Below are 24,058 nucleotides of genomic sequence, written 5' to 3'. Positions count from 1 at the left end.
GCCACAACGAACTCGCTGTCATTACGACTCATCAAGTGTCAATTTGACCAATACAAATCAGAGTCATAATGACCATATAAAAATAATAACTTATTGATTTTAAACACAAAAATAATTGGCACGATTACTGATAAGACGTGGATGGGCAACATTGCCAAGCAGAGAGCGGCAAGCCCACCATTCAATCAGGAGGACACAATGCAGGGGGACACAATGACAGACGTATTCGCAAACTGCTTCGCGGTGGTGACGGGCGCTAGCTCCGGCATAGGTCTGGCCGCGACACGGGCACTGTTGGGTCGCGGAGCCAAGGTGCTGACAATGAGCCGTCACCTCGGTGAATTGGAAGAGTTGCAATTGACGCATGGCGACAGGCTGATATGGCTCCAGGGCGATGTCACCTGTAGCGCCGATCTCGATGCCCTCGCCGAGTGCGCACGCCAGCACGGAGAGATCGACTGTCTACTACCGAATGCGGGCATCGCTCAGCTTGCGGATGGGCTGGATGTCACGGCATTCGATCGGCAGTGGGCGGTCAATGGCGCTGGTGCGCTGAACACCCTGGCCGTGCTGCGCGAGCAGTTTGCCAAATCAGCCTCAGTGGTATTCATCGGAACATTCCTGTCCGCACTGAGCTTCCCTGGTCTGGCTGCATATATAGCCTCCAAGAGCGCGCTGAAGGCCCAGGTGCGAACCTTGGCCGTGGAGATGGCATGCCAGGGGGTTCGGATCAACCTTGTGTCGCCCGGGCCTACGGCGACGCCAATCTGGTCCACCCTGGGGTTACCCGACGATCAGTTGGCAGAAGTCGCCACCGGCGTTAACCGGCGGCTACTCGGCGGAGCATTCCTGGAGCCGGATGCCGTGGCCGACAGTATCCTCTTCCTCTTGTCGTCGGCATCGCGCGGAATCTATGGTCAGGACCTGGTAGTCGATAACGGCTATACCTTGCAGTAACCAGGCTGCAACTGGGCGTATTCGATTACGCCCAGTGGTCCGCTATCGGCGAAGCCCCCGCGCAACGGCAGCTGTGCAGTCAATATCCCCCGGCAAAGTCGAGGTTTGACCTCGACACTCGCCCCGGACGAAACGCTGCATGGACTGCCTCCGCCATAACTGCCGATGGCAGGATAACGAGAGGACTGGCCAAGTTCTTACGCAGCCAAGGCCGGTAGCAGACGCTCTCTTCCGCGTAGCGTTCGGCAAGTAGAGCAAAGTAGCGTCGCATCCTTTCCAGCAGCGGGTCTTACGCTCAGTAGATCGATGAGATCGCATAAGTCCCCCAGTCCCGGGGCGCTCCTCCGCGAAACCTAGGTATGGTGGCGCGATACCTATGGACGATGGTGAGAGCCGCCAGCAACCGAATAGGGTTTGCCTACCGGCAATCCGGCCTTCGCAGCGACCGCAGAGTCGCTTCGAGCGCGGATTGGACCAGCCCCCACTCGCCGTGCGAGCGGTACCCTGACGAGAGCATCCACCATGACCGACGAGACCCAAGGAACCACCCGCCGCGCCCTGATGAGCGCTGGCGTAGCCGCCGCCACTCTGGCGGTGGCCGTCCCCATGCTGGCGGGCCAGGCGAGCGCCGCCCTGGCCCCGCCCCCAACGGGTGCACGCCGCAAGGAGCAAGGGTCGGGCTATCTCACCCTGCGCGACGGCACCCAGCTGTTCTACAAGGATTGGGGCAGCGGCCAGCCCATCGTGTTCCACCACGGTTGGCCGCTCTCGGGGGATGACTGGGATAACCAGATGCTGTTCTTCCTCGCCAGAGGCTACCGCGTGATCGCCCATGACCGTCGTGGCCACGGCCGCTCCACACAGACGGCGCAAGGCAATGACATGGATACCTATGCCGCCGACCTGGCTGAACTGGCGGCGCACCTGGACCTGAAGAACGCCGTGCACATCGGTCACTCCACCGGTGGCGGCGAGGTCGCCCGTTACGTCGCACGTCATGGTGCCGGCCGCGTCGCCAAGGCGGTGCTGATCGGCGCCGTCCCGCCGATCATGCTGCAAACCGAGAAGAACCCTGGCGGCCTGCCACTGAAGGTGTTCGATGGCTTCCGCGAAGCACTCGCCGCCAGTCGTTCGAACTTCTACCGCGAGGTGGCAGCGGGTCCCTTCTATGGTTTCAACCGTCCGGGCGCCAAGGTCTCCGAAGCGGTGATCGACAACTGGTGGCGCCAAGGCATGAACGGCGGCGCCAAGGCCCATTACGACTGTATTGCGGCCTTCTCGGAAACCGACTTTACCGAAGACCTGAAGCAGATCGCCGTACCGACCCTGGTGCTGCACGGGGAAGACGACCAGATCGTCCCCATCGACGACTCGGCGCGCCTCTCCATCAAACTGCTGCGGCACGGCACGCTGAAGACCTATCCCGGCCTGCCCCACGGCATGTGCACCACCCACGCCGACACCATCAACGCCGACCTGCTGGCCTTCATCAAGGACTGATCGACTGGCCTCGGGCACGGTGAACGGACCCGGAGCCCGAGGCTCCGGGTCCGTTCGCTGTCAGAGCTGGGACAGCCCGCCGTCGACGCAGAGGTCGACTCCGGTGATGAAACTGCTGTCGTCCGAAGCCAGGAACAGCGCGGCATTCGCCAGCTCCTCCGGGCGGCCGAGCCGGCCGAGGGGAATCAGCTGCGCCAACTGCTTTTCGAACGCATCGAACTGCGCCTCGCCGATGCCCATCTTGCCGATGATCGGCGTGAGCACGGGACCGGGGCTCAGGCAATTGACGCGAATGTTCCTGTGCTTGAGTTCGGCGGCCCAGCTGCGCGCGAAGGAGCGAACCGCCGCCTTGGTGGCGGCATAGACCACATGGGCCTCCAGCGCCTTCAGGTGGGCAATGGACGATACCAGCACGATGGACGCGCCATCGCGCAGCAGCGGCAACGCTTTTTGAATGGTGTAGAAAACACCTTTGACGTTGACGTCGAACTGTTCGTCGAACTGCCTTTCATCGACCTGATCGCCGGGCGCGGGCCGGATGATGCCGGCGTTGGCGACCAGCACGTCGAGCCGCCCGAAACGCTCGCCAACCTGCCGGTACAGCGCATCGAGGTCCTCCAGCCGGCCGGCATCGGCGCAGATGCCAATGGCGTTCGCACCGATCAGCCCAACCGCCTCCTCCACCACCTGCCGGCGGCGTCCGGTGATGACCACCTCTGCCCCTTCCTGCGCGAATCGTTGCGCGGTGGCCAGGCCGATACCGCTGTTGCCGCCGGTGACCAGCGCGACCTTGTTGCTCAGCTTTCCCATCATGTCTCCAACGTGGCTTGCCAATGAGCTCGTTCGAGAGACTGCAAATCAGGTACGCGCGCCAGGCCTGCCCGCAGTGGCAGGTAGCGTTCGATCTTCTGGGCCAGACGCTCGCGGCGCCCGGCCAGCTCGGCCTGGAGCGCATCCAGGGCGACCAGCTTTTCCAGGTGCTGCTGCAGGCAGGCGAGAAAACCCTCGCTGTCTTCTTCCTCCTCGAGGTACTGCAACAGGCCGTGGATCTGCCGGGTACTGAAGCCGCAGTCGAGCAGCTCGCGGATCCACAGCACGCGTTGCAGCATGGATGAGGAGTAATCGCGATAGCCGTTGTCCAGGCGCGATGACTCGATCAGTTGCCGCGACTCGTAATGGCGAAGTGCGCGCGTACTCACACCGGCACGCGATGCCAGCTCTCCGATTTGCATGTCTACCTCCGATGGACGGAACTCTAGGGGCTTGACGCTAGCGTCAAGGTCAAGCCCCTCCGGCTTCAGTTGCTCGCGCAGGAAGCGCCGGCAGGATGAACTGCACCACCGCCCCACGCGGCTGGTTGGCGCAGGCCCACAGGCGGCCGCCATGACTGTCGATGATCGAGCGGCAGATCGACAGGCCCATGCCCAGGCCACTGGCCTTGGTGCTGTAGAACGGCGTGAAAAGCAGCTCGGCATTGCCTTCGGCGAAGCCCGGTCCGCTGTCGCCCACCCTCACCCGCACGCCATCCGCCTCGCGCTCAGTGCTGACCAGCAGTTGGCGTTCGCCGGCGGATACGCTGCCCATTGCTTCGAGCGCATTGATGATCAGGTTGAGCATCACCTGCTGCAGTTCGACCCGGTCTCCCTCGACTTCCGGAAGGCCCTCGGCGAACCGGGTACGGACCAGCGCGCCGCCCTTGGCGGCTTCGGCGCGGGTGAACTCGATGATCTCCCGGATCGCCCCGTTGAGATCCACCGCCTGCTTTTGCGGCGGGGCCTTGCGGATCAGTTGGCGTATGCGCCCCAACACCTCGGAAGCGCGGTTGGCGTCCCGGATGATGCGTCCCAGCACCTGGCTGACCTCGCCCAGTTCCGGCGGCTGCGCCCCCAGCCAGCGCAGTGCGGCATTGGCGTTGGTCACGGTGGCGGCGATCGGCTGGTTCACCTCGTGGGCGATGGAAGCCGCCAGTTGGCCCATGGTCGCCACGCGGTTGGCGTGGGCCAGCTCGGCCTGCACTTCGCGGTATCGCCGCTCGCTCTCGCGCACCTGTTCCTCGGCCTGTTTGCGTTCGCTCAGGTCGAGGACGAAGGCCACGCCTTCGCGCTGGCCACCTTCGAAGCCGGCAAGGCCGACGATCACCGGCACCCGGCTGCCGTCCTTGCGGATGTACTCCTTCTCCAGGGGGCGCGTGCAGCCGCTGCGCACGGCCGTGGCCAGGGTCTCCCGGCTCTGCGCGTGCTGCTCGGGCGGGGTCAGGTCCTGCCAGTGCACGCAACCGGCGGGCAGCTCCCCGCGCTGGTAGCCGAGCATGCGCAGGAAGGCGTCGTTGGCCTCGAGGATCCGGCCCTCGGCGCTCCAGAGCACGATGCCGATGATGTTGGAGTCCACCAGCCGGCGGATCTTCGCCTCGCGCGCGGCGAGGTCGCGGTACAGCCGCGCGTTCTCCAGCGAGATCGCCGCCTGCGAGGCCAGCAGTCGCAGCACGGCGATCCGGGCGGGGCTGAACACGCCGGCCGAGAGGTTGTTCTCCAGGTACAGCGCGCCGCTGAGCCTGGCCTGGTTCGCCAGCGGCATGCACAGGACCGAGCGCACACCGTGCTGACGGACATAAGGGTCGACGGCGAACGCCGGCTCGGACATGGCATCGTCCAGGCACAGGCTCTCGCCGGTGCGCAGCACCTGGTAGAGCAGCGTTTCGGCCAGGCCGACCGCACTGACGGGCTCGTTGCACAACAGCGTCGCGCCGCCGACCGTCGCCTGCGCCGCGATGCGCGGTTCGCCCGCCTCGCTCAGGACCAGCACCCCGCGCTCGGCGCCAGCCTGTTCGATGGCCGTGCGCATCACCCTGTCGATCAGCTTGTCCAGCACGATCGCCTCCGAGGCGGCCTGGGACACCTTGAGCACGGTGGCCAGGTCCAGGTGCTCCACCGGGGCGGCGATGGTCGCGGTCGGACCGGGCGCCGGCTCCTCGCTGCGCAGGTGGCGATGGCGCCCCTCAAGTTGACGCACCTTGCCCTCGGCTCCCCAGCGCAGGTAGCCGTAGCGGGCGTCCTGCAGGTACACGCGGGAGATCCTGGCCAGGCCGCGGGCGCCGTAGAAGCGCCCCGCCAGCTCACTGGCCAGCGCTTCGATCTGCACGAAGCCGTTGTCCCGCGCCTGGCCGATGGCCTCCTCGTAGAGCAGCTCCGCCTCGACCAACCGGCCCTCGACGCGGGCGATCTCCGCGCCCACCAGCGCCACCCGGCAGGCGAAGGACTCCGCGCACTGCCGCGCCCACTGCTGCAATTGCGCGTGATGGCCGGCCAGTTCCCGCAGTTGGGCGGGGCGCCGCTCGGCCGCGTCCGAGTCGACCGTCTCCGCCAGGAGCAGCGCTGCGTGGAAGTGGTACTCGGCCTCCTCTATGAAGGACTCCACGCTTCGCAGCAGCGCCTTCGCGCACGCCGCGCACTGCAGCGCCACCGCGTAATCGCCTGCCAGGTAGCGCGCCTGCAGCTTGCGCACCCAGTACTTGCAGGCGGCCAGCGTCAGGTCCGGTGTGCTGCCCAGGTGCGCCTCGAAGCGCGCCTCGTCGAAGCCGTCGTCGTCGAAGCAGCCGAAGACCGGCGTCTGCCCGCGGAGGGTGCGGATCAGCGCCAGCTGCGTGCCGATGAAGTCCGCCACCAGCCCGAAGCGCACCTTCCGCGCGTAGGCCAGGCCTTGCCCGGCCTCCTCATGCACCCGCGCCAGGGGCTCGCCGAGGAACAGCACATCGGAGATATGGCCGTTGCCGGCATAGGCGGCGTAAGGCAGGTCGCCGACGCGGTTGGCCGCGACGAAGGCCCGACGCAGCAGTTCCCGGCATTCGCCGACCGGCCGCATCCAGCGCGCCACGAACATCGAGAAGCACAGGTAGGTCCGCGCTTCATGGCGCTTCAGGCCGCGCCGGTCGACCAGCTCGCAGCCCAGCCGACCGAAGCGGTAGCCGGCCTCGTGGTCGCCGAAGCGGCGCCCGGCGACCCGCCCCACGTTCGCATAGAGCATGCACGAGGCGTCGCAGTTGCCCCGCTCCAGGCTCAGGCTCACGGCCTTGCAGACAGTCAGGCTGGCGAGGTTGACGTCGCTCTGCACGGCGGGGGCGAACAGCTTGCCGAGGGCGTCCATGGTGGCCAGGGAGGCGGCATCCTCCATCAGCGGCAGGTCGATGAGCTGCTCGATGCTGCGCTCGCCCAGTCGTTCCCAGATCCGCTGGTATTCCTCGCGCACCTGCTCGTCGCCGGGGTGCGCCGTCCAGTGGATGCCGACCGTCTGCAGGTAGTCCAGGCACACGGCGACCGCCTGGTCGCTGCGGTCCTGCAGCAGGCACACATCCATCTGCAGGCAGGCCACCGCCGCCCGCTCCACCGTGCTGGCGGCGCGCACGGCCAGGCCGGCGAGGCGCGCATCGGCCCGGGCCAGCTGGCCGGTGAGGAATTCGCACTCGGCGCGGTTGAGCTCCAGGGCGAAGCACAGCTCGTGACGGCGCTCCCGGCAATCGTCGTCGAGCAGTTCAGCCCCGGCGCCCAGGTAGGTCAGCGCCGAGGCGTAGGCGCTGGAGGCCTTGGCGCGCTGCCCGGCGAGCAGGTTGTACTCGGCCAGTTGTTCGCGCTCGGCGCGCGCCTCGATCAGCCCGGCGCCGCGATTGAGCTGGCCGACGATCTCGAAGATGGCCTCTTCACGCTGCTCCGGCGGCATCCGCTCGGCCAGCAGGCGACCGATGCGCAGGTGTGCCGCGGCGCGGGCCTCCCCGGGAATCAGCGAATAGGCCGCCTCGTGGATGCGGTCATGGGCGAAGGCACAGGCGCCCTCCTGGCGTTCCACCAGTTCCTGGTACACCGCCGGCCAGAGCATCGCCTGGACCCGCGCCGGCGGCACGCCGAGCACGCTGGCAAGGCTGTCGATCGGCGCCGCGTTGCCCAGGCAGGCCAGTTGCTGCAGGGCCTGGCGGGTGTCCAGCGGCAGCCGCGCCAGCTTGCCGAGCATGAGGTCGACGACGTTGTCGGTGTAGCCCTTGGCATGGATCCTCTCCGCCTCCCAGCACCAGCGCCGGGCCGCGTGGTCGTAGGCCAGCAGCCCCTCCTCGGCCAGCGACTGGAGGAACTGGATGACGAAGAACGGGTTGCCGGCGGTCTTGTCGTGTACCAGCCGGGCCAGCGCCACGATGCTCGGCGGCGGACAGCGCAGGGCCTCGGCGATCAGTTGCTCGATGTGCACGCGGGCCAGCGGAGCCAGGTGGATCTCGTCGATGCGCACGCCGGCCTGGCGGATGGACTGCAGCTTGAGCGCCAGCGGATGGCTGGCGTCCACCTCGTTGTCGCGGTAGGCGCCCACCAGCATCAGGTGGCGCAGGTCCGAATGGGCGAGCAGGTCTTCCAGCAGATCGAGGGTCGCCGCATCCAGCCATTGCAGGTCGTCGAGGAACAGCGCCAGCGGGTGTTCGGCGCGGGCGAAAACCCCGATGAAGCGGCGCAGCACCAGCAGGAAGCGGCGCTGCGCCTGCTGCGGCTCCAGTTCCGGCACCGGCGGCGGCTCGCCGATGATCAGCCGCAGTTCGGGAATCAGGTCGGTGATCAACCGCGCGTTGGGCTCCAGCGCTTCGAGCAGGGCGCTGCGCCAGCCGGCCAGCAGCTCGTCGTTCTTGCCCAGCAGCGTGCGCACCAGGCCCTGGAAGGCCTGCACCAGCGTCGAGTAGGGAATGTCGCGCTTGTACTGGTCGAACTTGCCGGAAGCGAACAACCCGCGCGGCGGCACCAGCAGTCTGTGCAGCTCGTTGACCACCGAGGACTTGCCGATCCCGGAATAGCCCGACACCAGTACCAGCTCGGGAGTGCTGCTGGCGACGATGCGCGCGAAGGCCTCGACCAACACCTCGACCTCGAGTTCGCGGCCATAGAGCTTCTCGGGTACCAGCAGGCGGTCAGGCGTCCCCTGCTCGTCCAGGCTGAAGGCTTCGATGCGCCCTCCCCGCTGCCAGTCGTCCAGACAGCGACGCAGGTCGTGCTCCACGCCGACGGCGCTCTGGTAGCGCTCTTCGGCGGTCTTGGCCAGCAGCTTGAGGACGATCTGCGAGAGCATCGGCGGCACGCCGGCGACCCGTTCGCCGGGCGGCGGCGGCTTGCGCGCGATGTGGCAATGCACCCACTCCATCGGGTCGCTGGCGGTGAATGGCAGCGTGCCGGTGAGCATCTGGTAGAGGACCACGCCAAAGGCATAGAGGTCGCTGCGCGAGTCGATCGAGCGGTTCATCCGTCCGGTCTGTTCCGGCGCCATGTAGGCCAGGGTGCCAGCGATGGTCTCCGGCGGCTCGGGGGCCTGGCGCTCGCGCGGCAACCGCGAGGCCAGACCGAACCCGGTCAGGCGTACCTGGCCATCGGTGCAGTTGACCTGGATGTGGTTGGGCTTGAGGTCCTTGTGCACCAGGCCGCGCTGGTGCAGGTGGCGCAGTGCCACGGCGATGTCCACGGCCAGGCGCAGGCAGGTTTCGCTCTCCAGAGGCTGGCGCAGCAGGCAGGACAACGGCTCGCCGCCGGGATCGTCGAGCAACAGTCGGGTCTGTCCGCCCTCGCGATGCAGCGCCTGCGGGCGCAGCGCCCAGGCGCTGTGCAGTTCGTCGCGCAGGCTGTACTCGTGGGCCAGCCGTTCGAGCGTGGCGGGCAAGGGATGTTCGGCGGCCGGGCGGACCAGAAGCACGCTGGCGCCGCGGTCACCGGATGGGTAGGCGCGGCAGAACACCCGCTCGCCGTCGTCCCACAAGATCTTCTGTTTGCTGGCCATCGGCGCGGCAACCTCTGACGGGAATTCCGCTGCCCCCGAGCGGTGGTCAGCGACTGTTATGCGATATGCGTGACGGTGCTCAGGTCGTCCGCTGCAACGGCTCGACACCCAATGCCTCGGCCATGCGCACCAGGTCGGCGACCGAGCGCGCGGCCAGCTTCTTCATCACCTGGCCGCGGTGCACCTTCACGGTCACCTCGCTGAGGTTGAGCTCGGCGGCGATCTGCTTGTTCATCAGCCCCGCGACGACGAAGCGCAATACCTCGCGCTCCCGCTGGGTCAGCGCCTCGAAGGCCTGGCGCAGCGCAGCGCCGGACTGCTCGGCCTGCAACCGCTCGCCATCGCGGGCCAGGGCGCTGGCCACGGCGTCGAGCATGTCCTGGTCGCGGAAAGGCTTGGCGAGAAAATCCACGGCGCCGGCCTTCATGGCCTTGACCGTCATGGCGATATCGCCGTGGCCGGTCATGAACACGATGGGCATGCGCACCCCGCTCTTCTCCATCTGCTCCTGGAACGCCAGGCCGCTCTCGCCGCGCAGGCGCACGTCAAGCACCAGGCAACTGGGAGCATCACTCCGGGGAAAAGACAGAAAAGCCTGGGTGGAATCGAAAGTCTGCGCCTGCAAGCCGATGGAACGCAGCAGACCATCGAGGGCGAGGCGCATGGACTCGTCGTCGTCGACCACATAGACCACCGGCTCCTTCGGGCCGTGCGGCGGATTGGAATGCGACGACGAGCTCATATTGCCTCCTTGAGGAACGCGACACTCGCGGTGTGCAGGTCAAAAAATCTAGTCCATGATGGGGCACGCGGCAAAACGCCAGCCCAATGGTCATAGGAGCCGGGCCGGTGTCTTCAGAATGTCGGCCATGACGATGCTGCGAGCAAGGCTAGCCTGACGGAGCGAAGCGCCGCCAGGACAGAAACCCCTGAATATCGGCCACACCCGCGCCCCTTGAAGCATCCGGCCGTCGCCCCAGTTTCACCCAGCCACCCGAACAGGCAGAACCCCGATGGCAAGCGCCTTTGCTCCCCCTCACCCGCTCCCCGCGACGACGCCGATAACCATCGCCTTCGTCGCCTACCCGCAGATGGGTCTGCTCGACCTCAGCGGCGCCCAGACCGTGTTCTGGGCCGCCGGCAAGGCCCTGGCCCAGAGCGGCCGGCCCGGCTACCGCCTGCTGACGGCGAGCCTGCGCGGCGGGCTGACGAGCACCGTCGAAGGACTGTCGGTGGACACCAGCGCCCTGCATGAACTCGACCTCGCCGAGATCGATACCCTGGTCGTCCCCGGCGCTCCGGACATCTGCGACACCCTCGACAGCCACAGCGAACTGGCGGCCTGGCTCAACCACGCGGCCCCCAAAGTGCGCCGGGTGGCGTCTGTGTGCAGCGGCGCCTTCCTACTGGCCAAGGCCGGGCTGCTCGACGGCTGCCGCGCCGCGACCCACTGGGCCATGTGTGACACCCTGCAACAGCGCTTCCCGGCCCTGGAGGTGGATGCCGATGCGCTCTTCATCCAGCAGGGTGCGGTCTGGACCTCCGCGGGTGTCACCGCCGGCATAGACCTGGCACTGGCGCTGGTGGAAGCCGACTGCGGCCGCGAGGTCAGCATGCAGGCGGCGCGCGAACTGGTGGTCTACCTCAAGCGCCCTGGCGGACAGGCGCAGTACAGCACCTTGCTGCAATTGCAGACCCAGGACAGCTCGGCATTCGATGAGCTGCACCTGTGGCTGGCGGAGAACCTGGACGACCCGGAACTGACCGTGGAACGCCTCGCCGAACAGGCGAAGATGAGCCTGCGTAACTTCTCCCGCGTATACAAGGAACGCACCGGGCGCACGCCGGCCAAGGCCATCGAACTGTTCCGCCTGGAAGCGGCGAAGCGCCTGCTGGAAAACTCCTCGCGCAACATCGAGCAGATCGCCCGCGCCTGCGGCTTCGCTGACGAGGAGCGGCTGCGCACCACCTTCCGGCGCCACCTGACGATCTCTCCGCGCGACTATCGCAGCCGCTTCACCCGCTGAGCCTTACCCATCGAGTCAGCCTCGCTCAGGCCGCGGACAGCGCCAGCGAACGCTCCGGCTGCCGGGCCAGGTGACGGGCGAAGCAGGAACGCAGCCAGCGCTCGCGCGGGTCGGCATGGCTGGTGCCGCGCCAGGCCATGGAGAGGTCCGGGCTCGACAGCGGCAGCGGCGCGTATTCAGCACGCAGTCCTTCTACCCGCGCCATCACCTGGGCCACGTAGTCGGGCACGATGGCGAGCATATCGCTGCCGGCCAGCAGCGCCGGCAAGGCACTGAACTGCGGCACCGCCAGCACCACCCTGCGCTTCCGGTCATGGCGCGCCAGGGTACGATCGATGTCGTCGATCATCTTGCCCTGCGCGGACACCGCCACATGGGGGCGCCGGCAGAACTCATCGAGGCTCACCGGTCCCGCCGACAAATCAGCGCGCAGCAGCATCGGCTGTACCGGGCGCAGGCTGCGGCAATGGGCACTGGCCGGCAGTTCCTGCGCCTGGCCGATCCCCAGGGAGATATCCCCGGCGACCAACAGTTGTGGCAGTTGCCACGCATCCACCCGCCGCACGACGAGCGTGACATTCGGCGCCTCGGTGCGAAGCTGCTGCATCAGCCGGGGCAGCAGCACGTATTCGACTTCGTCGCACAGCCCGACATGGAAGATCTCTTCGCTGGTGCGCGGGTCGAACTCCTGGGTGCAGCTCAGGGCCAGGGCAATGCCGTCCAGGGCTGGCCCCAGGCGCGCGTGGATTTCCTCGGCCCGCGCGGTGGGCTCCATCGCCCGCCCGCTGCGAATGAACAACGGATCGTCGAACATTGCCCGCAACCGGTTCAGCGCGCTGCTGACAGTGGTCTGGCAGAGAAACAGACGTTCACCCGCCCGGGTCACGTTGCGCTCGCGCATCATGGTCTCGAAGACAACCAGCAAGTTGATATCGGCATGTCGCAGATCATTTCTGTTCATGGGTCCGCCCTCCAGGTGAAGTTGGATTCGAACAGCTTTTCGCTGTGCCCGCTCACTTCTCCAGGCTTGCGATGTGACTCCAGATTATTCAGGCGTAACCATGGGGTCAGTTGTACATGGGTGCAATATCACCATCCGTTGGCTATCCGAACCGATACCTGGGTATTGCTACGGCAAACTTATCGCAGCGAACATCATCGAGATCAGACTGTATACCGGAATATTCATACCCAAGCATTGCCCATCTATACCTAGGTATACTTCTCCGACTTGTTCGATGGCGTATCTTGCAAGTACGGCAGGCGCCGCCACGAGCGCCCCAGAGGAAGCAAATGCGCAATAAGGCTGTCATTGCAGTAGTCGACGACGATGAGTCCCTTCGCACCGCGCTGGAAGGCCTGCTGCGCGCCACCGGTTATCTGGCACGCACCTATGGCGGAGCCCGCGAATTCCTGGGCTCCGACGGCCTGGAACTGGCCAACTGCCTGATCTCCGATATCCAGATGCCGGACATGTGTGGCGTGGAGCTCTATGAGACGCTGCGTACCCGTGGCCTGGACCTTCCGGTGATATTCATTACCGCATACCCCAGCGAGCGGCCGCGCATCAGCACGGACATGCCCGGCGTGATCGCCTGCCTGCCCAAGCCGTTCGAAGCCGAACAGTTGCTGGACTGCATCGAGACCGCCCTGCTCTTGAAACCCTGAACAGCCGAACTTCTGAAAGTTACGGTTCGCGCCTACTGCACGACAAGTCACTGCCCGACAAAGTGCTGCGCGCAGCTCCTCTTCGATACCTTCGTATAGTTCCCTTCAACACATGCGTAATTCCCGCACACCGATGTAGAAGTGCGCCTGGAAATTCTCCTCCCTAGCATGGATTCACAGCGGACGACTGCAGATAGAACAACGCGAACCGCAGTTTTCGACAACCAGTCAGCGTCACGCCGAACTTGAAGCAGTTACTTCAAGGCAATTCATCCATTCGAGTCAGGAGCACATGATGAAACAGCAACTTCTGGTTATTGGCGCGGGCTTCGGTGGACTGTGGAGCACCCTGAGCGCCGCCCGCCTGCTGGACATGCACGGCCGCAACGATGTGGATATCACCCTGCTGGCGCCGCAGGCTGAACTACGCATTCGCCCGCGCTTCTACGAACCCGACGTGCACAGCATGTTCGCGCCACTGGATGAACTGTTCGGCGCGGTGGGCGTGCGCTTCGTCAAGGGCACCGCTGAAAGCATCGACGAGCAGGCCCGCAAGGTCGGCTACCGCGACGATGCCGGCCGCGTCGCCGAACTGAGTTACGACCGCCTGGTGCTGGCAAGCGGCAGCCAGCTGTCCCGCCCGCCGGTGCCGGGCCTGAAGGAATATGCCTTCGACGTCGACCAGATCGAGTCGGCGGCGCACCTGGAAAGCCACCTGCTGTCGCTGCGCAACCAGCCGGCCAGCCGCGCACGCGACACCGTGGTGGTCTGCGGCGGCGGTTTCACCGGTATCGAGACCGCCACCGAAATGCCGGCCCGCCTGCGTGCGGTGCTGGGTGACGACCAGGATGTGCGGGTGATCATCGTCGATCGCGGCGAGCGCATCGGCGCGGTGATGGGCGAAGGCATCCGCCCGCCGATCATCGAGGCCTCCGCCAGCCTGGGTATCGAGTGGATCACCGGCGCCACGGTCTCCGCCGTGGACGCCCAAGGCGTGACCCTCGACGACGGCCGCCACATCGAGAGCCACACGGTGATCTGGACCGTGGGTTTCCGCGCCAGCCCGCTGACCGAACAGCTGACTGCCCAGCGCGATGGCCAGGGCCGCCTGCACGTGGACGGCAACCTCAAGGTGCGTGGCCTGCCGGACGTGTTCGCCGCCGGCGACGTGGCCTACGCCGCCACCGACGACCTCGGCAACTTCGCCGCGATGTCCTGCCAGCATGCGATCAGCCTTGGCCGCTACGCCGGCAACAACGCCGCCGCCGACCTGCTCGGGATCGACCCATTGCAGTACCGCCAGCCCAAGTACGTCACCTGCCTCGACCTGGGCGCGTGGGGCGCCGTGTACACCGAAGGCTGGGACCGCCAGCTGAAGCTGGTGAAAGCCGAGGCCAAGGAGCTCAAGACGCAGATCAACACCGTGTGGATCTACCCACCGGCGGCCGACCGCCGGACCGCCCTGGCTGCCGCCGACCCGCTGATCCCGGTGGCCTGACCGCCTCCCGCACTCCCTCGCCCGGAGGGAGTGCCCTCCGCCTGATGGACTCGATCGACAAACAACAGGAGAAGCACCATGACCATGCACCTGAATACCTTCGCCCAGCCCAATGCCGCCAACCCAAGCCAGGAGCTGGTGCCTTCGCGCTATGCCCTGCGCCTGGGCGAGATCGAGGTGCTTGTGGTCAGCGACGGAGTGCTGCCGCTGCCGACCGAGACCATGTCCACCAACGCCACCCCGGAAGAACGTGCGGCCTGGTTCAAGGAGATGTACCTGGGTCCGGACATGTTCGACTGGGCTCTGAACGTGTTAGTGGTGCGCAGCGGTGAGCAGACTATCCTGGTCGACGCCGGCCTGGGCAACCAGTTCCCCGGTTTTCCCCGCGCCGGGCAGTTCCCCAGGCGCCTGAAGGATGCAGGCATCGAGTTGTCGTCGATCACCGATATCGTGATCACCCACATGCACATGGACCACATCGGCGGGCTGCTCACCGACACCGTGAAGAACGGCCTGAGCCCTGAGGTGCGCATCCACGTCACGGCCACCGAAGTCGACTTCTGGAAGATCCCCGACTTCAGCCTGACCGAGATGCCGCAGCCAGTGCCGGACGTCCTGCGGCGCACCGCCAACGAGTTCATGGCCCACTACCAGAGCCGCCTGCGCATCTTCGAAGAGGAGTACCAGGTGGCGCCAGGCGTGGTGGCGAAACTCACCGGCGGCCACACCCCCGGCCACTGCATCGTCTACGTCGACTCCGCCGGAGAGCGCCTGACCTTCGCAGGCGACGCACTTTTCCCGGTGGCCTTCGACCACCCGGAATGGCACAACGGCTTCGAGCACAATCCGGAAGAATCAGTCCATGTGCGGGTACGCCTGCTACGCGAAGCGGCGGCCAGCGGCGAGCTGTTCGTCGCCACCCATCTGCCCTTCCCCTCGGTTGGCCGCGTAGCCATCAACGGTGACGCCTTCCGCTGGATCGCCGGCTTCTGGGACTATTGATAGCCCAGGTGCCACAGCCCTTTGTTCCGATCGGCCGCGCCTTTCGAGCGCCCGCCGGAACAGGGGCTCTCATTTCCAGTGGCAGCTATCGGCTGATTAAGCCCCGCAGCAACTCCTACCCACGAATCTGCTCGCTCATCGTCGGTTCGGCCTGACCGAATCAGGGCGAGTGCCCGTGCTCACCCTTTCAAGCCTGGAGCCATCGAGATGACCGACACACGCTCACCCGACAACGGCGCGCTGCCTACCCTGACCCATGCCACCGGTGCTCCGGTAGCGGACAACCTCAACACAATGACCGCCGGCCCTCGCGGCCCGGCGTTATTGCAGGATATCTGGCTGATCGAGAAACTGGCTCACTTCGACCGCGAAGTGATCCCTGAGCGGCGCATGCATGCCAAGGGATGGGGCGCCCATGGCACCTTCACAGTCACCCAGGATATTGCCCTGGGCTTGCCGCCTGCCTGAGAGACCGCCCTGATAGCACCGGTACAGATGGAGCCGTGGGTAATCGCATGGGCCGGAGCCTTGCTGAGCTACTCGATGAGGCTCGGGTCCAGCGGGGCGTCGGACAAGGAGGGACCGCCGGTGACCAGCAGGATATCGAACATCCCGGTAGCCTGGGCGAATGTGAGGTCTGCCCGCAACTGCATGCTGCCCTACGCCCAAATAGCTGATTCCACTGGCCTGGAAACGAAAAAGCCCGCCTTGGAAGGCGGGCTATTTCATATCACAAGGAGCGAGCCCAAGGTTCACTCCTGGCGGCTGCAAGACCAGAAATTCCTGGTACCGTACAACCGCTGCGAAACTGGTGGGTCGTGTAGGATTCGAACCTACGACCAATTGGTTAAAAGCCAACTGCTCTACCGACTGAGCTAACGACCCAAATTTGGTCGGGGTAGAGAGATTCGAACTCCCGACATCCTGCTCCCAAAGCAGGCGCGCTACCGGACTGCGCTATACCCCGCTTGGAAGTTGGCTCCGCGACCTGGACTCGAACCAGGGACCCAATGATTAACAGTCATTTGCTCTACCGACTGAGCTATCGCGGAACGACGAGCCTTCCAATCCCTTCTACGCTTCCGGTTTCACCGGATTCCCGTATCAGAGGCGCGCCATTTTACGTATATCGAAACGTCTGTCAACACTCTGATCCAAAAAGTTTTTCTCTGCTTTGCAGGGGCGCAGGCGGATTGCTATATCTGCATGAATGACATGAGTGATCACCGCGGGTGTAACGGACCGATCACGGACAGGAAGGCCATGAGCACCAAGGACACTCCTCCGCCCTCGTCGATCGCCAGCCGCATGATCCAGCCGCGGTTCGGCGAGCTGGTGCAAGTCTGTCGCCAGTTGGTGATGAACCGACTGGCCGAGCTGCTCGGCAATGTCTTTTCCCAGGTCGACGACACGCTGTTCGAGGGTGCTGAAAAGGCCGAGAACAATCAGGTCCAGGCGCTGTTCTTCGATGCCATGAGGGAAATCCGCAAGGAACGGCCGGCACTCGAGCGCTTCTATCACCAGCGCATCGCTCAGGGGCTGAGCGACTTCCTCGAAGGCCGGTTGCCGGCAGACGATCCCTATGAAGAGCTGGATGCCGACCATCTGACGCTGGTCGAACACGACGAATATGAAGAGACCCTGCTCATCATCAATATGGTGAACCAGGTAAAGGCGCAATGCGTCCAGCCACTGTTCGCCCTTGGCCAACGCCTGGCGCTGCTCAACAACGGCAGCAAGATCGGCGAGGACCGCAACCCCTTCGGCCCCCAGGCCATTGTCCGGGCCTATAGCGAGACCCTGGCGCAGGCCGCTTTTCCGCTGCGCGTCAAAACCATCCTTTATGTCCTGTTCGAACAGCAGGTGATGCAACACCTGGCGCCGCTCTACGAACAGCTCAACCAGCGCCTGGCCGACGCAGGTATCCTGCCGAACCTCAAGTACCGCGCCCCCGACGACCGCCCCGCTCCGACAGCGCGGCCCGCCACTCCCGAGAAAGACACGGCACCGCCCTTGCAGCCACACCACTACGATGTCGGTGACCTGCCGGACCTCCCGCCGGCCGACCGCAACGCCCTGTTCGGTGGGCTGGCCGTCCTGTTGGCCGAACACCGCCGGCGCGGCGACAAGGCCACGCTGTTCGGCAACAGCCACAGCATCGCCAGCTTCGGTCCCTCCTCCGACGCCGCTACCACGACCTACAGCGCCAGGGAGTTGCTCGAAGCACTGAACCGCCTGCAACGCGAGTCCGCCCAGGAACTGGCCCAGCGCCTGCGCCAACCGCAGCCGGTAGAGGCTCTGAAAGCCGACCTGCAGCGCCAGTTGGAGGCCGGCGCCGCATACCCGGCCAATACCCGCCTGACCGACCAGGAGGCCGACGTCATCGACCTGGTGGGCATGGTCTTCGACTTCATTCTCGACGACGAGAACCTGCCCGATAGTTGCAAGACCACCCTCTCCCACCTGCACACGCCCTATCTGAAGGTCGCCCTGCAGGACAAGCAGCTGTTCACCCAGCACCACCATCCCGCGCGCAAACTGCTCAACGCGATGGCCCAGGCCGGCGTGATCTACGGTGGCGAGGATGAGGAGCGCAGCCTGCTGGCGAAGATGCACTGGGTCGTGGAACAGGTAGTCCAGGGTTTCGTCGGCGACTTCAGCCTGTTCGACGCGCTGCTGGGCGAGTTCAACGAGTACGTCGCCAACCTGCGGCAGAAGGTGGAGCTGCGCGAGCGGCGCGCGATGGAAGCGGCGCGCGGACGCGACCGTTTATTGGCTGCCCGCGAGCAGGCACTGGAAGTCATTGCCGGCATCACCGGAGGACGCGACCTGCCACCCCTGGTGCGCAACTTCCTCGAACTCAGCTGGTGCGATGCGCTGACCTTCATTGCATTGCGCGCCGGCGAGCACAGCGACGAGTGGAAGCGCGCCTGCGAGGTGGGCGAGCAACTGGCCTGGAGCGTCACCCCGCTGGACGCGGCGGGACGCGAGCATCTGCAGGCGCTGCGTCTCGGTCTTCTGGATGAGCTGCGCAAGGGGCTGGAGCTGCTCGGTGGTTACCATGAGGATGGCATCCGCCGTCTGCTGCAGGACCTGGTCGCCTGCCAGCACGCGATCCAGACCCAGCAGCCGCAAGTCGCGGCGCAATTCCGCCAGGACCTGCCGGAAAGCCCGCTGGGCGTCATGCTTGGCGCGGAAGTCCACAGCCTCGACCTGAGCGCCGGAGAGCCCCTGCCCGAGCGTGTGCGCGAGCTGATCAAGGAACTGGCTCAGGTGGAGTTCGGCACCTGGTTCGAATTTCGCGACGTCACGCCGCCCCGTCGGCTCAAGCTGTCGTGGTTCAGCCCGACCACTCGCAACTATATGTTCGTCGATCAAACCGGCCAGCGCGTGGCCGTCAAACCGTTGGTGCAGTTGGCGCGGGAAATCGAGTCTGGCACGGTTCGCCTGATCCCCGCGGAACATGCCGTCCCGCTGATGGATCGCGCACTGAATGCGATCTACCGGGTCCTGCAACGCATTACCGGGCGCGCCCCGGCACAACACTGAGGAACACTCGATGGGAGAACGTCGCCAGCACAACCGGCAGCAGACCGGGCTGACCGTGGAGGTCTTCGACCGCCACTCCGGGCGCAGTCTCGGACGCCTTGCCGATCTGTCCAGCGAAGGCTTCATGCTCTGCGGTGTGGGCGTGCCGGACGTCGATTCGGTCTGGGACTGCCGGCTCGTGCCGGCGCCACCGTTGGATGAGATCGGCGAGATCCACCTGGGCGCCGACTGCCTGTGGAGCCGCGCGGGCGTCGACGGCCAACTGGGCTGGGCGGGCTTCCACATCATCGATATCGCCGAGGATCAGGCCGATCTGATCGAGCAGTTGCTGGTCATGCTCCGTGGCGCCCGCGAGACCGGCTGATTCGACGTTCTGTAGGAGCGAGCTTGCTCGCGCCCCCTGGCCCACTGCAGAGTTTGTTCGCGAGCAAGCTCGCTCCTACGCAAAGCCATGAAAAAGCCCGCCAATTGGCGGGCTTTTTCATGGGGTTTGGATCAGGAGAAGACGATCTCGTCGTTCTCCACCTTGGCGTGGATCTGCGTGCCAGGGTTGAACTTGCCGGCGAGGATCAGTTGCGCCAGCGGGTTCTCGATCCAGCGCTGGATCGCACGCTTGAGTGGCCGCGCGCCATACACCGGGTCGAAGCCGACGGCGATCAGCTTGTCCATCGCCTCGCGACTCAGCTCCAGGCTCAGCTCGCGCTCGGCCAGGCGCTTGCGCAGACGGCCCATCTGGATCTCGGCGATCCCGGCGATCTGCTCGCGGGCCAACGGTTCGAAGACCACCACTTCGTCGATCCGGTTGATGAACTCCGGACGGAAGTGCGAGTTCACCGCGTCCATGACTGCCGCATGCTGGGCTTCGCGGTCGCCGACCAGCTCCTGGATCTGCGCCGAGCCGAGGTTCGAGGTCATCACCACCACGGTGTTGCGGAAGTCCACGGTGCGCCCGTGGCTGTCGGTCAGGCGGCCGTCTTCGAGCACCTGCAGCAGGATGTTGAAGACGTCCGGGTGGGCTTTCTCCACCTCGTCCATCAGCACCACGGAGTACGGCTTGCGGCGTACGGCCTCGGTCAGGTAGCCGCCCTCTTCGTAGCCGACGTAGCCCGGCGGGGCGCCGATCAGGCGAGCCACGGAGTGTTTCTCCATGAACTCCGACATGTCGATGCGCACCAGCGCTTCCTCGGTGTCGAAGAGGAACTCGGCCAGCGCCTTGCACAGCTCGGTCTTGCCCACCCCGGTCGGGCCGAGGAAGAGGAACGAGCCGCTGGGACGGTTCGGATCGGCAAGGCCCGCGCGGGAACGGCGCACGGCGTTGGATACGGCCACCACGGCCTCGTGCTGGCCGATGACGCGCTTGTGCAGTTCGTCTTCCATGCGCAGCAGCTTCTCGCGCTCGCCTTCGAGCATCTTGGACACCGGGATGCCGGTCCACTTGGCGACGACCTCGGCGATTTCCTCGTCCGTCACCTTGTTGCGCAGCAGTTGCTTCTCGGTCTGGCCGTGCTGGTCGACCATCTGCAGGCTGCGTTCCAGGTCCGGGATGGTCTGGTACTGGATGCGCGCCATGCTTTCCAGGTCGCCCTTGCGCCGGGCCGTTTCCATTTCCTGCTTGGCCTGCTCGATCTTCTGCTGGATCTGCGCGGAACCCTGGACCTCGGCTTTCTCCGACTTCCAGATTTCCTCGAGGTCGGCGTACTCGCGCTCGAGCTTGGCGATGTCTTCTTCCAGCTTGGCGAGGCGCTTCTTGGTGGCCTCGTCGTCTTCCTTCTTCAGCGCCTCGCGCTCGATCTTCAGCTGGATCAGGCGGCGGTCCAGGCGATCGAGTTCCTCCGGCTTGGAGTCGATCTCCATGCGGATGCGGCTGGCGGCCTCGTCGATCAGGTCGATGGCCTTGTCCGGCAACTGGCGGTCGGTGATGTAGCGGTGGCTGAGCTTGGCCGCGGCGATGATCGCGCCGTCGGTGATGGTCACACCGTGGTGCACCTCGTAGCGCTCTTTCAGGCCACGCAGGATGGCGATGGTGTCTTCCTCGCTCGGCTCGTCCACCAGGACTTTCTGGAAGCGGCGCTCCAGCGCGGCGTCCTTCTCGATGTACTGGCGGTATTCGTCCAGGGTGGTGGCTCCGACACAGTGCAATTCACCACGGGCCAGGGCCGGCTTGAGCATGTTGCCGGCGTCCATCGCACCCTCGGCCTTGCCGGCGCCGACCATCGTGTGCAGTTCGTCGATGAACAGGATGATCCGGCCTTCCTGCTTGGACAGCTCGTTGAGCACCGCCTTCAGACGCTCCTCGAACTCGCCGCGGAACTTGGCGCCGGCGATCAGCGCGCCCATGTCCAGCGCCAGCAGGCGCTTGTCCTTCAGGCCATCGGGCACTTCGCCGTTGACGATACGCTGGGCCAGGCCCTCGACGATCGCAGTCTTGCCCACGCCGGGCTCGCCGATCAGTACCGGGTTGTTCTTGGTGCGGCGCTGCAGGACCTGGATGGTCCGGCGGATTTCGTCGTCACGGCCGATCACCGGGTCGAGCTTGCCGTCCTCGGCGCGCTTGGTCATGTCGACGGTGTACTTGTCCAGCGCCTGGCGCGACTCTTCGGCGTTCGGGTCGTTGACCGCTTCGCCGCCGCGCAGGTTGGCCACCGCGTTTTCCAGGGCCTTCCTGGACACGCCCTGGCTGCCCAGCAGCTTGCCGAGTCGGGTGTTGTCGTCCATCGCGGCCAGCAGGACCAACTCGCTGGAGATGAACTGGTCGCCCTTCTGCTGGGCCAGGCGGTCGGCCTGGTTGAGCAGGCGCGCCAGGTCCTGCGACAGGTTCACGTCGCCGGTGGGGTTCTGGATCTTCGGCAACGTATCCAGCTCTTTATCGAGCGCGACACGCAGCGCGGGGATATCGAAGCCGACCTGCATCAGCAGGGGCTTGATCGAACCGCCCTGCTGCTCCAGCAGGGCGGAAATCAGGTGCACCGGCTCGATGGCCGGGTGGTCATGTCCCACGGCCAGGGACTGGGCATCGGAGAGTGCAAGCTGCAGCTTGCTGGTCAAACGGTCGATTCGCATGGGGTCGTCCTTCCTTTCTATAGCGAGCCGGAGCGATGGGTGCCCCTGGTCACGACAAAGCCCGCCGGGATGTCAGATAGATAAGGACGATTTTGGTCGGTTCAAGCCATTTGGCCATGACACCCGTCAGTTCGAGGCATTTGCCGGGCGTCTGGGCGAGGTTTGCCGTGGACGTTCATGGCAATGCGCGTGCTCTTCGCAGGAGCGAGCTTGCTCGCGCCTACAGGAAGGCGCCGGTGCGGCCCCGGCTCAAGCGAGCCAGATCAGGCTGGCCAGGCGGCCGGTGCGGGGGTTGCGGCGGTAGGAATAGAAGCGTTCGGTGTCAGTGAAGGTGCACAGACCGCCACCGTAGACCGCCGTCACGCCCTTTGCGACGAGGCGAATGCGCGCCAGTTCATAGATGTCGGCCATGAACCTGCCGGCATTGGCGCTGGGTACGAAGGCGCACCCGGCCTCGGCGTGATCCGCAAGGAAGGCTTCGCGCACCTCCGGACCGACCTCGAACGCCTGCGGGCCGATGGACGGCCCCAGCCAGACCAGCAGTTCATCCGGCGCACTCCCCAGGGCGTCGAGCGTGGCTTCCAGCACACCACCGGCCAGTCCGCGCCAGCCGGCATGGGCGGCGGCAACGCGGGTGCCGGCGCGGTCGCAGAACAGCGCCGGCAGACAGTCGGCGGTCATGATGCTGCAGGCGATCCCCGGCGTGGCGCTCCAGCTGGCGTCCGCCGTGGCGACGCGCGACGGATCGGCCTCGACCACCGCCAGACCATGCACCTGGCTCAGCCAGGCCGGCTGACAACCCAGTTCGGCGGTCAGCCGGCGGCGATTCTCGGCGACCGCGGCCGGCTCGTCGCCGACGTGGTCGCCCAGGTTGAGGCCGTCGAAGGGTTCTGCGCTGACGCCCCCGGCACGCGTGGTCACGCAGGCGCGGACATTGGCCGGCGCCGGCCAGTCGGGCGTCAGCCAGGGGTTCATACGAAGGACTCGTTATCCTGCCGCAGCAGGCTCAGCAGCCAGGTGAAATCATCCGGCAGCGGCGATTCCCACTTCATCCGCACGTTGGTATGCGGGTGATCCAGCTCGAGAAAGCGCGCGTGCAGGGCCTGGCGCGGGAAGTCGCGTAGGGATTCGATCAGGGTCGGGCTGGCGCCCGGCGGGATGCGGAAACGCCCGCCGTAGGTCGGGTCGCCCACCAACGGATGGCCGATATGCGTCATATGGACGCGGATCTGGTGGGTACGGCCGGTCTCCAGCTTCACCCGCACGTGGGTGTGGGCGCGGAAGCGGTCCAGCACGCGGTAATGGCTGATCGCGACCTTGCCGGCATCGACCACCGCCATCTTCTGCCGCTGCACGCCGTGACGACCGATGGGGGCATCGACGGTGCCGCCGGAAACGATCACGCCGGTGACGATGGCTTCATAGATCCGACTGACGGAACGGGCCTGCAACTGCGCCACCAGGTTGGTGTGGGCCTCGAGGGTCTTGGCCACCACCATCAGGCCGGTGGTGTCCTTGTCCAGGCGGTGCACGATGCCGGCGCGCGGCACGTTGGCCAGGTGCGGCACGTGATGCAGCAGCGCATTGAGCAGGGTACCGTCCTGGTGGCCGGCGGCAGGGTGAACCACCAGACCGGTCGGCTTGTCGATGATCAGGATGTGGTCGTCTTCATAGACGATGTCCAGCTCGATGTCCTGGGCCTTCCACTCGCCCTGGGCCTCCAGTTCCACCTGCAGTTCCAGGCGCGAGCCGGCGTGAACGGTGTCACGCGGGCGCAGCACGGCGCCATCGACCGTCAGGCGGCCGTCCTTGATCCAGCCGGACAGGCGCGAGCGGGAGTGATCGGAGAAGAGCTGGGCGGCGACCTGGTCGAGACGCTGACCACCGAGGTCGAACGGCACTTCTGCCGCGAGTTGAATGATATCGGACATGGCGGGACACGAAGGGCGCGCGGCCTTTTGGTTCGGCTGCACGCTGTGGTTAAATACGGGGCCTTTGTCCCAGGGTA

At 65.7% G+C, this 24,058-nt stretch carries 16 protein-coding genes, 3 tRNA genes and 1 pseudogene; 9 read left to right on the top strand and 11 right to left on the bottom strand.

What is annotated here, in order from left to right; genetic code table 11:
* Positions 1–213 precede the first annotated feature (213 nt).
* Positions 214–957 (top strand): SDR family NAD(P)-dependent oxidoreductase, encoded by a 744-nt coding sequence (locus H681_RS04870; protein WP_041712401.1) that lies wholly within the window; start codon positions 214–216, stop codon positions 955–957.
* Positions 958–1,479: 522 nt separating this feature from the next.
* Complete coding sequence (locus tag H681_RS04865) at positions 1,480–2,457, top strand: alpha/beta fold hydrolase (RefSeq protein WP_015475720.1); 978 nt, start codon at positions 1,480–1,482, stop codon at positions 2,455–2,457.
* 60 nt (positions 2,458–2,517) lie between these two features.
* On the opposite strand, the gene H681_RS04860 is transcribed toward H681_RS04865, so the two are convergent.
* From H681_RS04860 to H681_RS04845, 4 genes are all read right to left on the bottom strand, one after another.
* A complete protein-coding gene (locus H681_RS04860) occupies positions 2,518–3,267 on the bottom strand; it encodes an SDR family NAD(P)-dependent oxidoreductase (protein WP_015475719.1) in 750 nt (249 codons plus the stop codon).
* A complete protein-coding gene (locus tag H681_RS04855; protein WP_015475718.1) occupies positions 3,267–3,689 on the bottom strand; it encodes a MerR family transcriptional regulator in 423 nt (140 codons plus the stop codon). Before H681_RS04855 ends, H681_RS04860 begins: the two co-directional genes overlap by 1 nt.
* Before the next feature lie 49 nt (positions 3,690–3,738).
* Positions 3,739–9,246: a trifunctional serine/threonine-protein kinase/ATP-binding protein/sensor histidine kinase gene (locus H681_RS04850; protein WP_015475717.1), complete on the bottom strand. Its 5,508-nt coding sequence runs from the start codon at positions 9,244–9,246 to the stop codon at positions 3,739–3,741.
* Positions 9,247–9,325: 79 nt separating this feature from the next.
* Positions 9,326–9,988 (bottom strand): response regulator transcription factor, encoded by a 663-nt coding sequence (locus tag H681_RS04845; RefSeq protein WP_015475716.1) that lies wholly within the window; start codon positions 9,986–9,988, stop codon positions 9,326–9,328.
* 271 nt (positions 9,989–10,259) lie between these two features.
* Here H681_RS04845 and H681_RS04840 point away from each other — a divergent pair, with 271 nt between their 5' ends.
* Complete coding sequence (locus tag H681_RS04840; RefSeq protein ID WP_041711729.1) at positions 10,260–11,273, top strand: GlxA family transcriptional regulator; 1,014 nt, start codon at positions 10,260–10,262, stop codon at positions 11,271–11,273.
* A 25-nt stretch (positions 11,274–11,298) separates the two neighbouring features.
* Here the strand turns inward: H681_RS04840 and H681_RS04835 are convergent, their stop codons facing one another.
* Positions 11,299–12,234: a LysR substrate-binding domain-containing protein gene (locus H681_RS04835; RefSeq protein ID WP_015475714.1), complete on the bottom strand. Its 936-nt coding sequence runs from the start codon at positions 12,232–12,234 to the stop codon at positions 11,299–11,301.
* A 332-nt stretch (positions 12,235–12,566) separates the two neighbouring features.
* Here H681_RS04835 and H681_RS04830 point away from each other — a divergent pair, with 332 nt between their 5' ends.
* The 4 genes and pseudogenes from H681_RS04830 to H681_RS04815 all read left to right on the top strand — a co-directional run.
* Positions 12,567–12,941: a response regulator transcription factor gene (locus H681_RS04830; RefSeq protein WP_015475713.1), complete on the top strand. Its 375-nt coding sequence runs from the start codon at positions 12,567–12,569 to the stop codon at positions 12,939–12,941.
* 295 nt (positions 12,942–13,236) lie between these two features.
* Positions 13,237–14,439, top strand: coding sequence for an NAD(P)/FAD-dependent oxidoreductase (locus tag H681_RS04825; protein WP_015475712.1), 1,203 nt, complete (start codon positions 13,237–13,239; stop codon positions 14,437–14,439).
* 78 nt (positions 14,440–14,517) lie between these two features.
* Entirely contained in the window at positions 14,518–15,441 is a 924-nt protein-coding gene (locus tag H681_RS04820; protein WP_015475711.1) for an MBL fold metallo-hydrolase, read from the top strand.
* Between the two features lie 207 nt (positions 15,442–15,648).
* A pseudogene (locus H681_RS04815) lies at positions 15,649–15,885 on the top strand (catalase); the annotation flags it as partial.
* Positions 15,886–16,250: 365 nt separating this feature from the next.
* Here the strand turns inward: H681_RS04815 and H681_RS04810 are convergent.
* From H681_RS04810 to H681_RS04800, 3 genes are all read right to left on the bottom strand, one after another.
* Positions 16,251–16,326 (bottom strand) — tRNA-Lys (locus tag H681_RS04810).
* Between the two features lie 5 nt (positions 16,327–16,331).
* Positions 16,332–16,408, bottom strand: a tRNA-Pro gene (locus tag H681_RS04805).
* 9 nt (positions 16,409–16,417) lie between these two features.
* Positions 16,418–16,493, bottom strand: a tRNA-Asn gene (locus H681_RS04800).
* Positions 16,494–16,704: 211 nt separating this feature from the next.
* On the opposite strand from H681_RS04800, the gene H681_RS04795 reads away from it, so the two are divergent.
* Both H681_RS04795 and H681_RS04790 read left to right on the top strand, forming a co-directional pair.
* Positions 16,705–18,990: a DUF1631 domain-containing protein gene (locus tag H681_RS04795; protein ID WP_015475709.1), complete on the top strand. Its 2,286-nt coding sequence runs from the start codon at positions 16,705–16,707 to the stop codon at positions 18,988–18,990.
* A gap of 10 nt (positions 18,991–19,000) precedes the next feature.
* The gene (locus H681_RS04790) at positions 19,001–19,354 is read left to right on the top strand and encodes a PilZ domain-containing protein (protein ID WP_015475708.1); all 354 of its coding nucleotides are present in this window, start codon (positions 19,001–19,003) and stop codon (positions 19,352–19,354) included.
* 131 nt (positions 19,355–19,485) lie between these two features.
* On the opposite strand, the gene clpB is transcribed toward H681_RS04790, so the two are convergent.
* The 3 genes from clpB to rluD all read right to left on the bottom strand — a co-directional run bounded on the left by clpB (position 19,486) and on the right by rluD (position 23,981).
* Positions 19,486–22,050, bottom strand: coding sequence for an ATP-dependent chaperone ClpB (gene clpB, locus H681_RS04785; protein WP_015475707.1), 2,565 nt, complete (start codon positions 22,048–22,050; stop codon positions 19,486–19,488).
* A gap of 249 nt (positions 22,051–22,299) precedes the next feature.
* Positions 22,300–23,025: a peptidoglycan editing factor PgeF gene (pgeF, locus tag H681_RS04780; RefSeq protein WP_015475706.1), complete on the bottom strand. Its 726-nt coding sequence runs from the start codon at positions 23,023–23,025 to the stop codon at positions 22,300–22,302.
* Positions 23,022–23,981: a 23S rRNA pseudouridine(1911/1915/1917) synthase RluD gene (gene rluD / locus H681_RS04775; protein ID WP_015475705.1), complete on the bottom strand. Its 960-nt coding sequence runs from the start codon at positions 23,979–23,981 to the stop codon at positions 23,022–23,024. Before rluD ends, pgeF begins: the two co-directional genes overlap by 4 nt.
* Positions 23,982–24,058: the final 77 nt, after the last annotated feature.

This window comes from Pseudomonas sp. ATCC 13867, assembly GCF_000349845.1.
Lineage (GTDB): Bacteria > Pseudomonadota > Gammaproteobacteria > Pseudomonadales > Pseudomonadaceae > Pseudomonas.
This window is presented reverse-complemented; position numbering and strand designations above follow the sequence as displayed.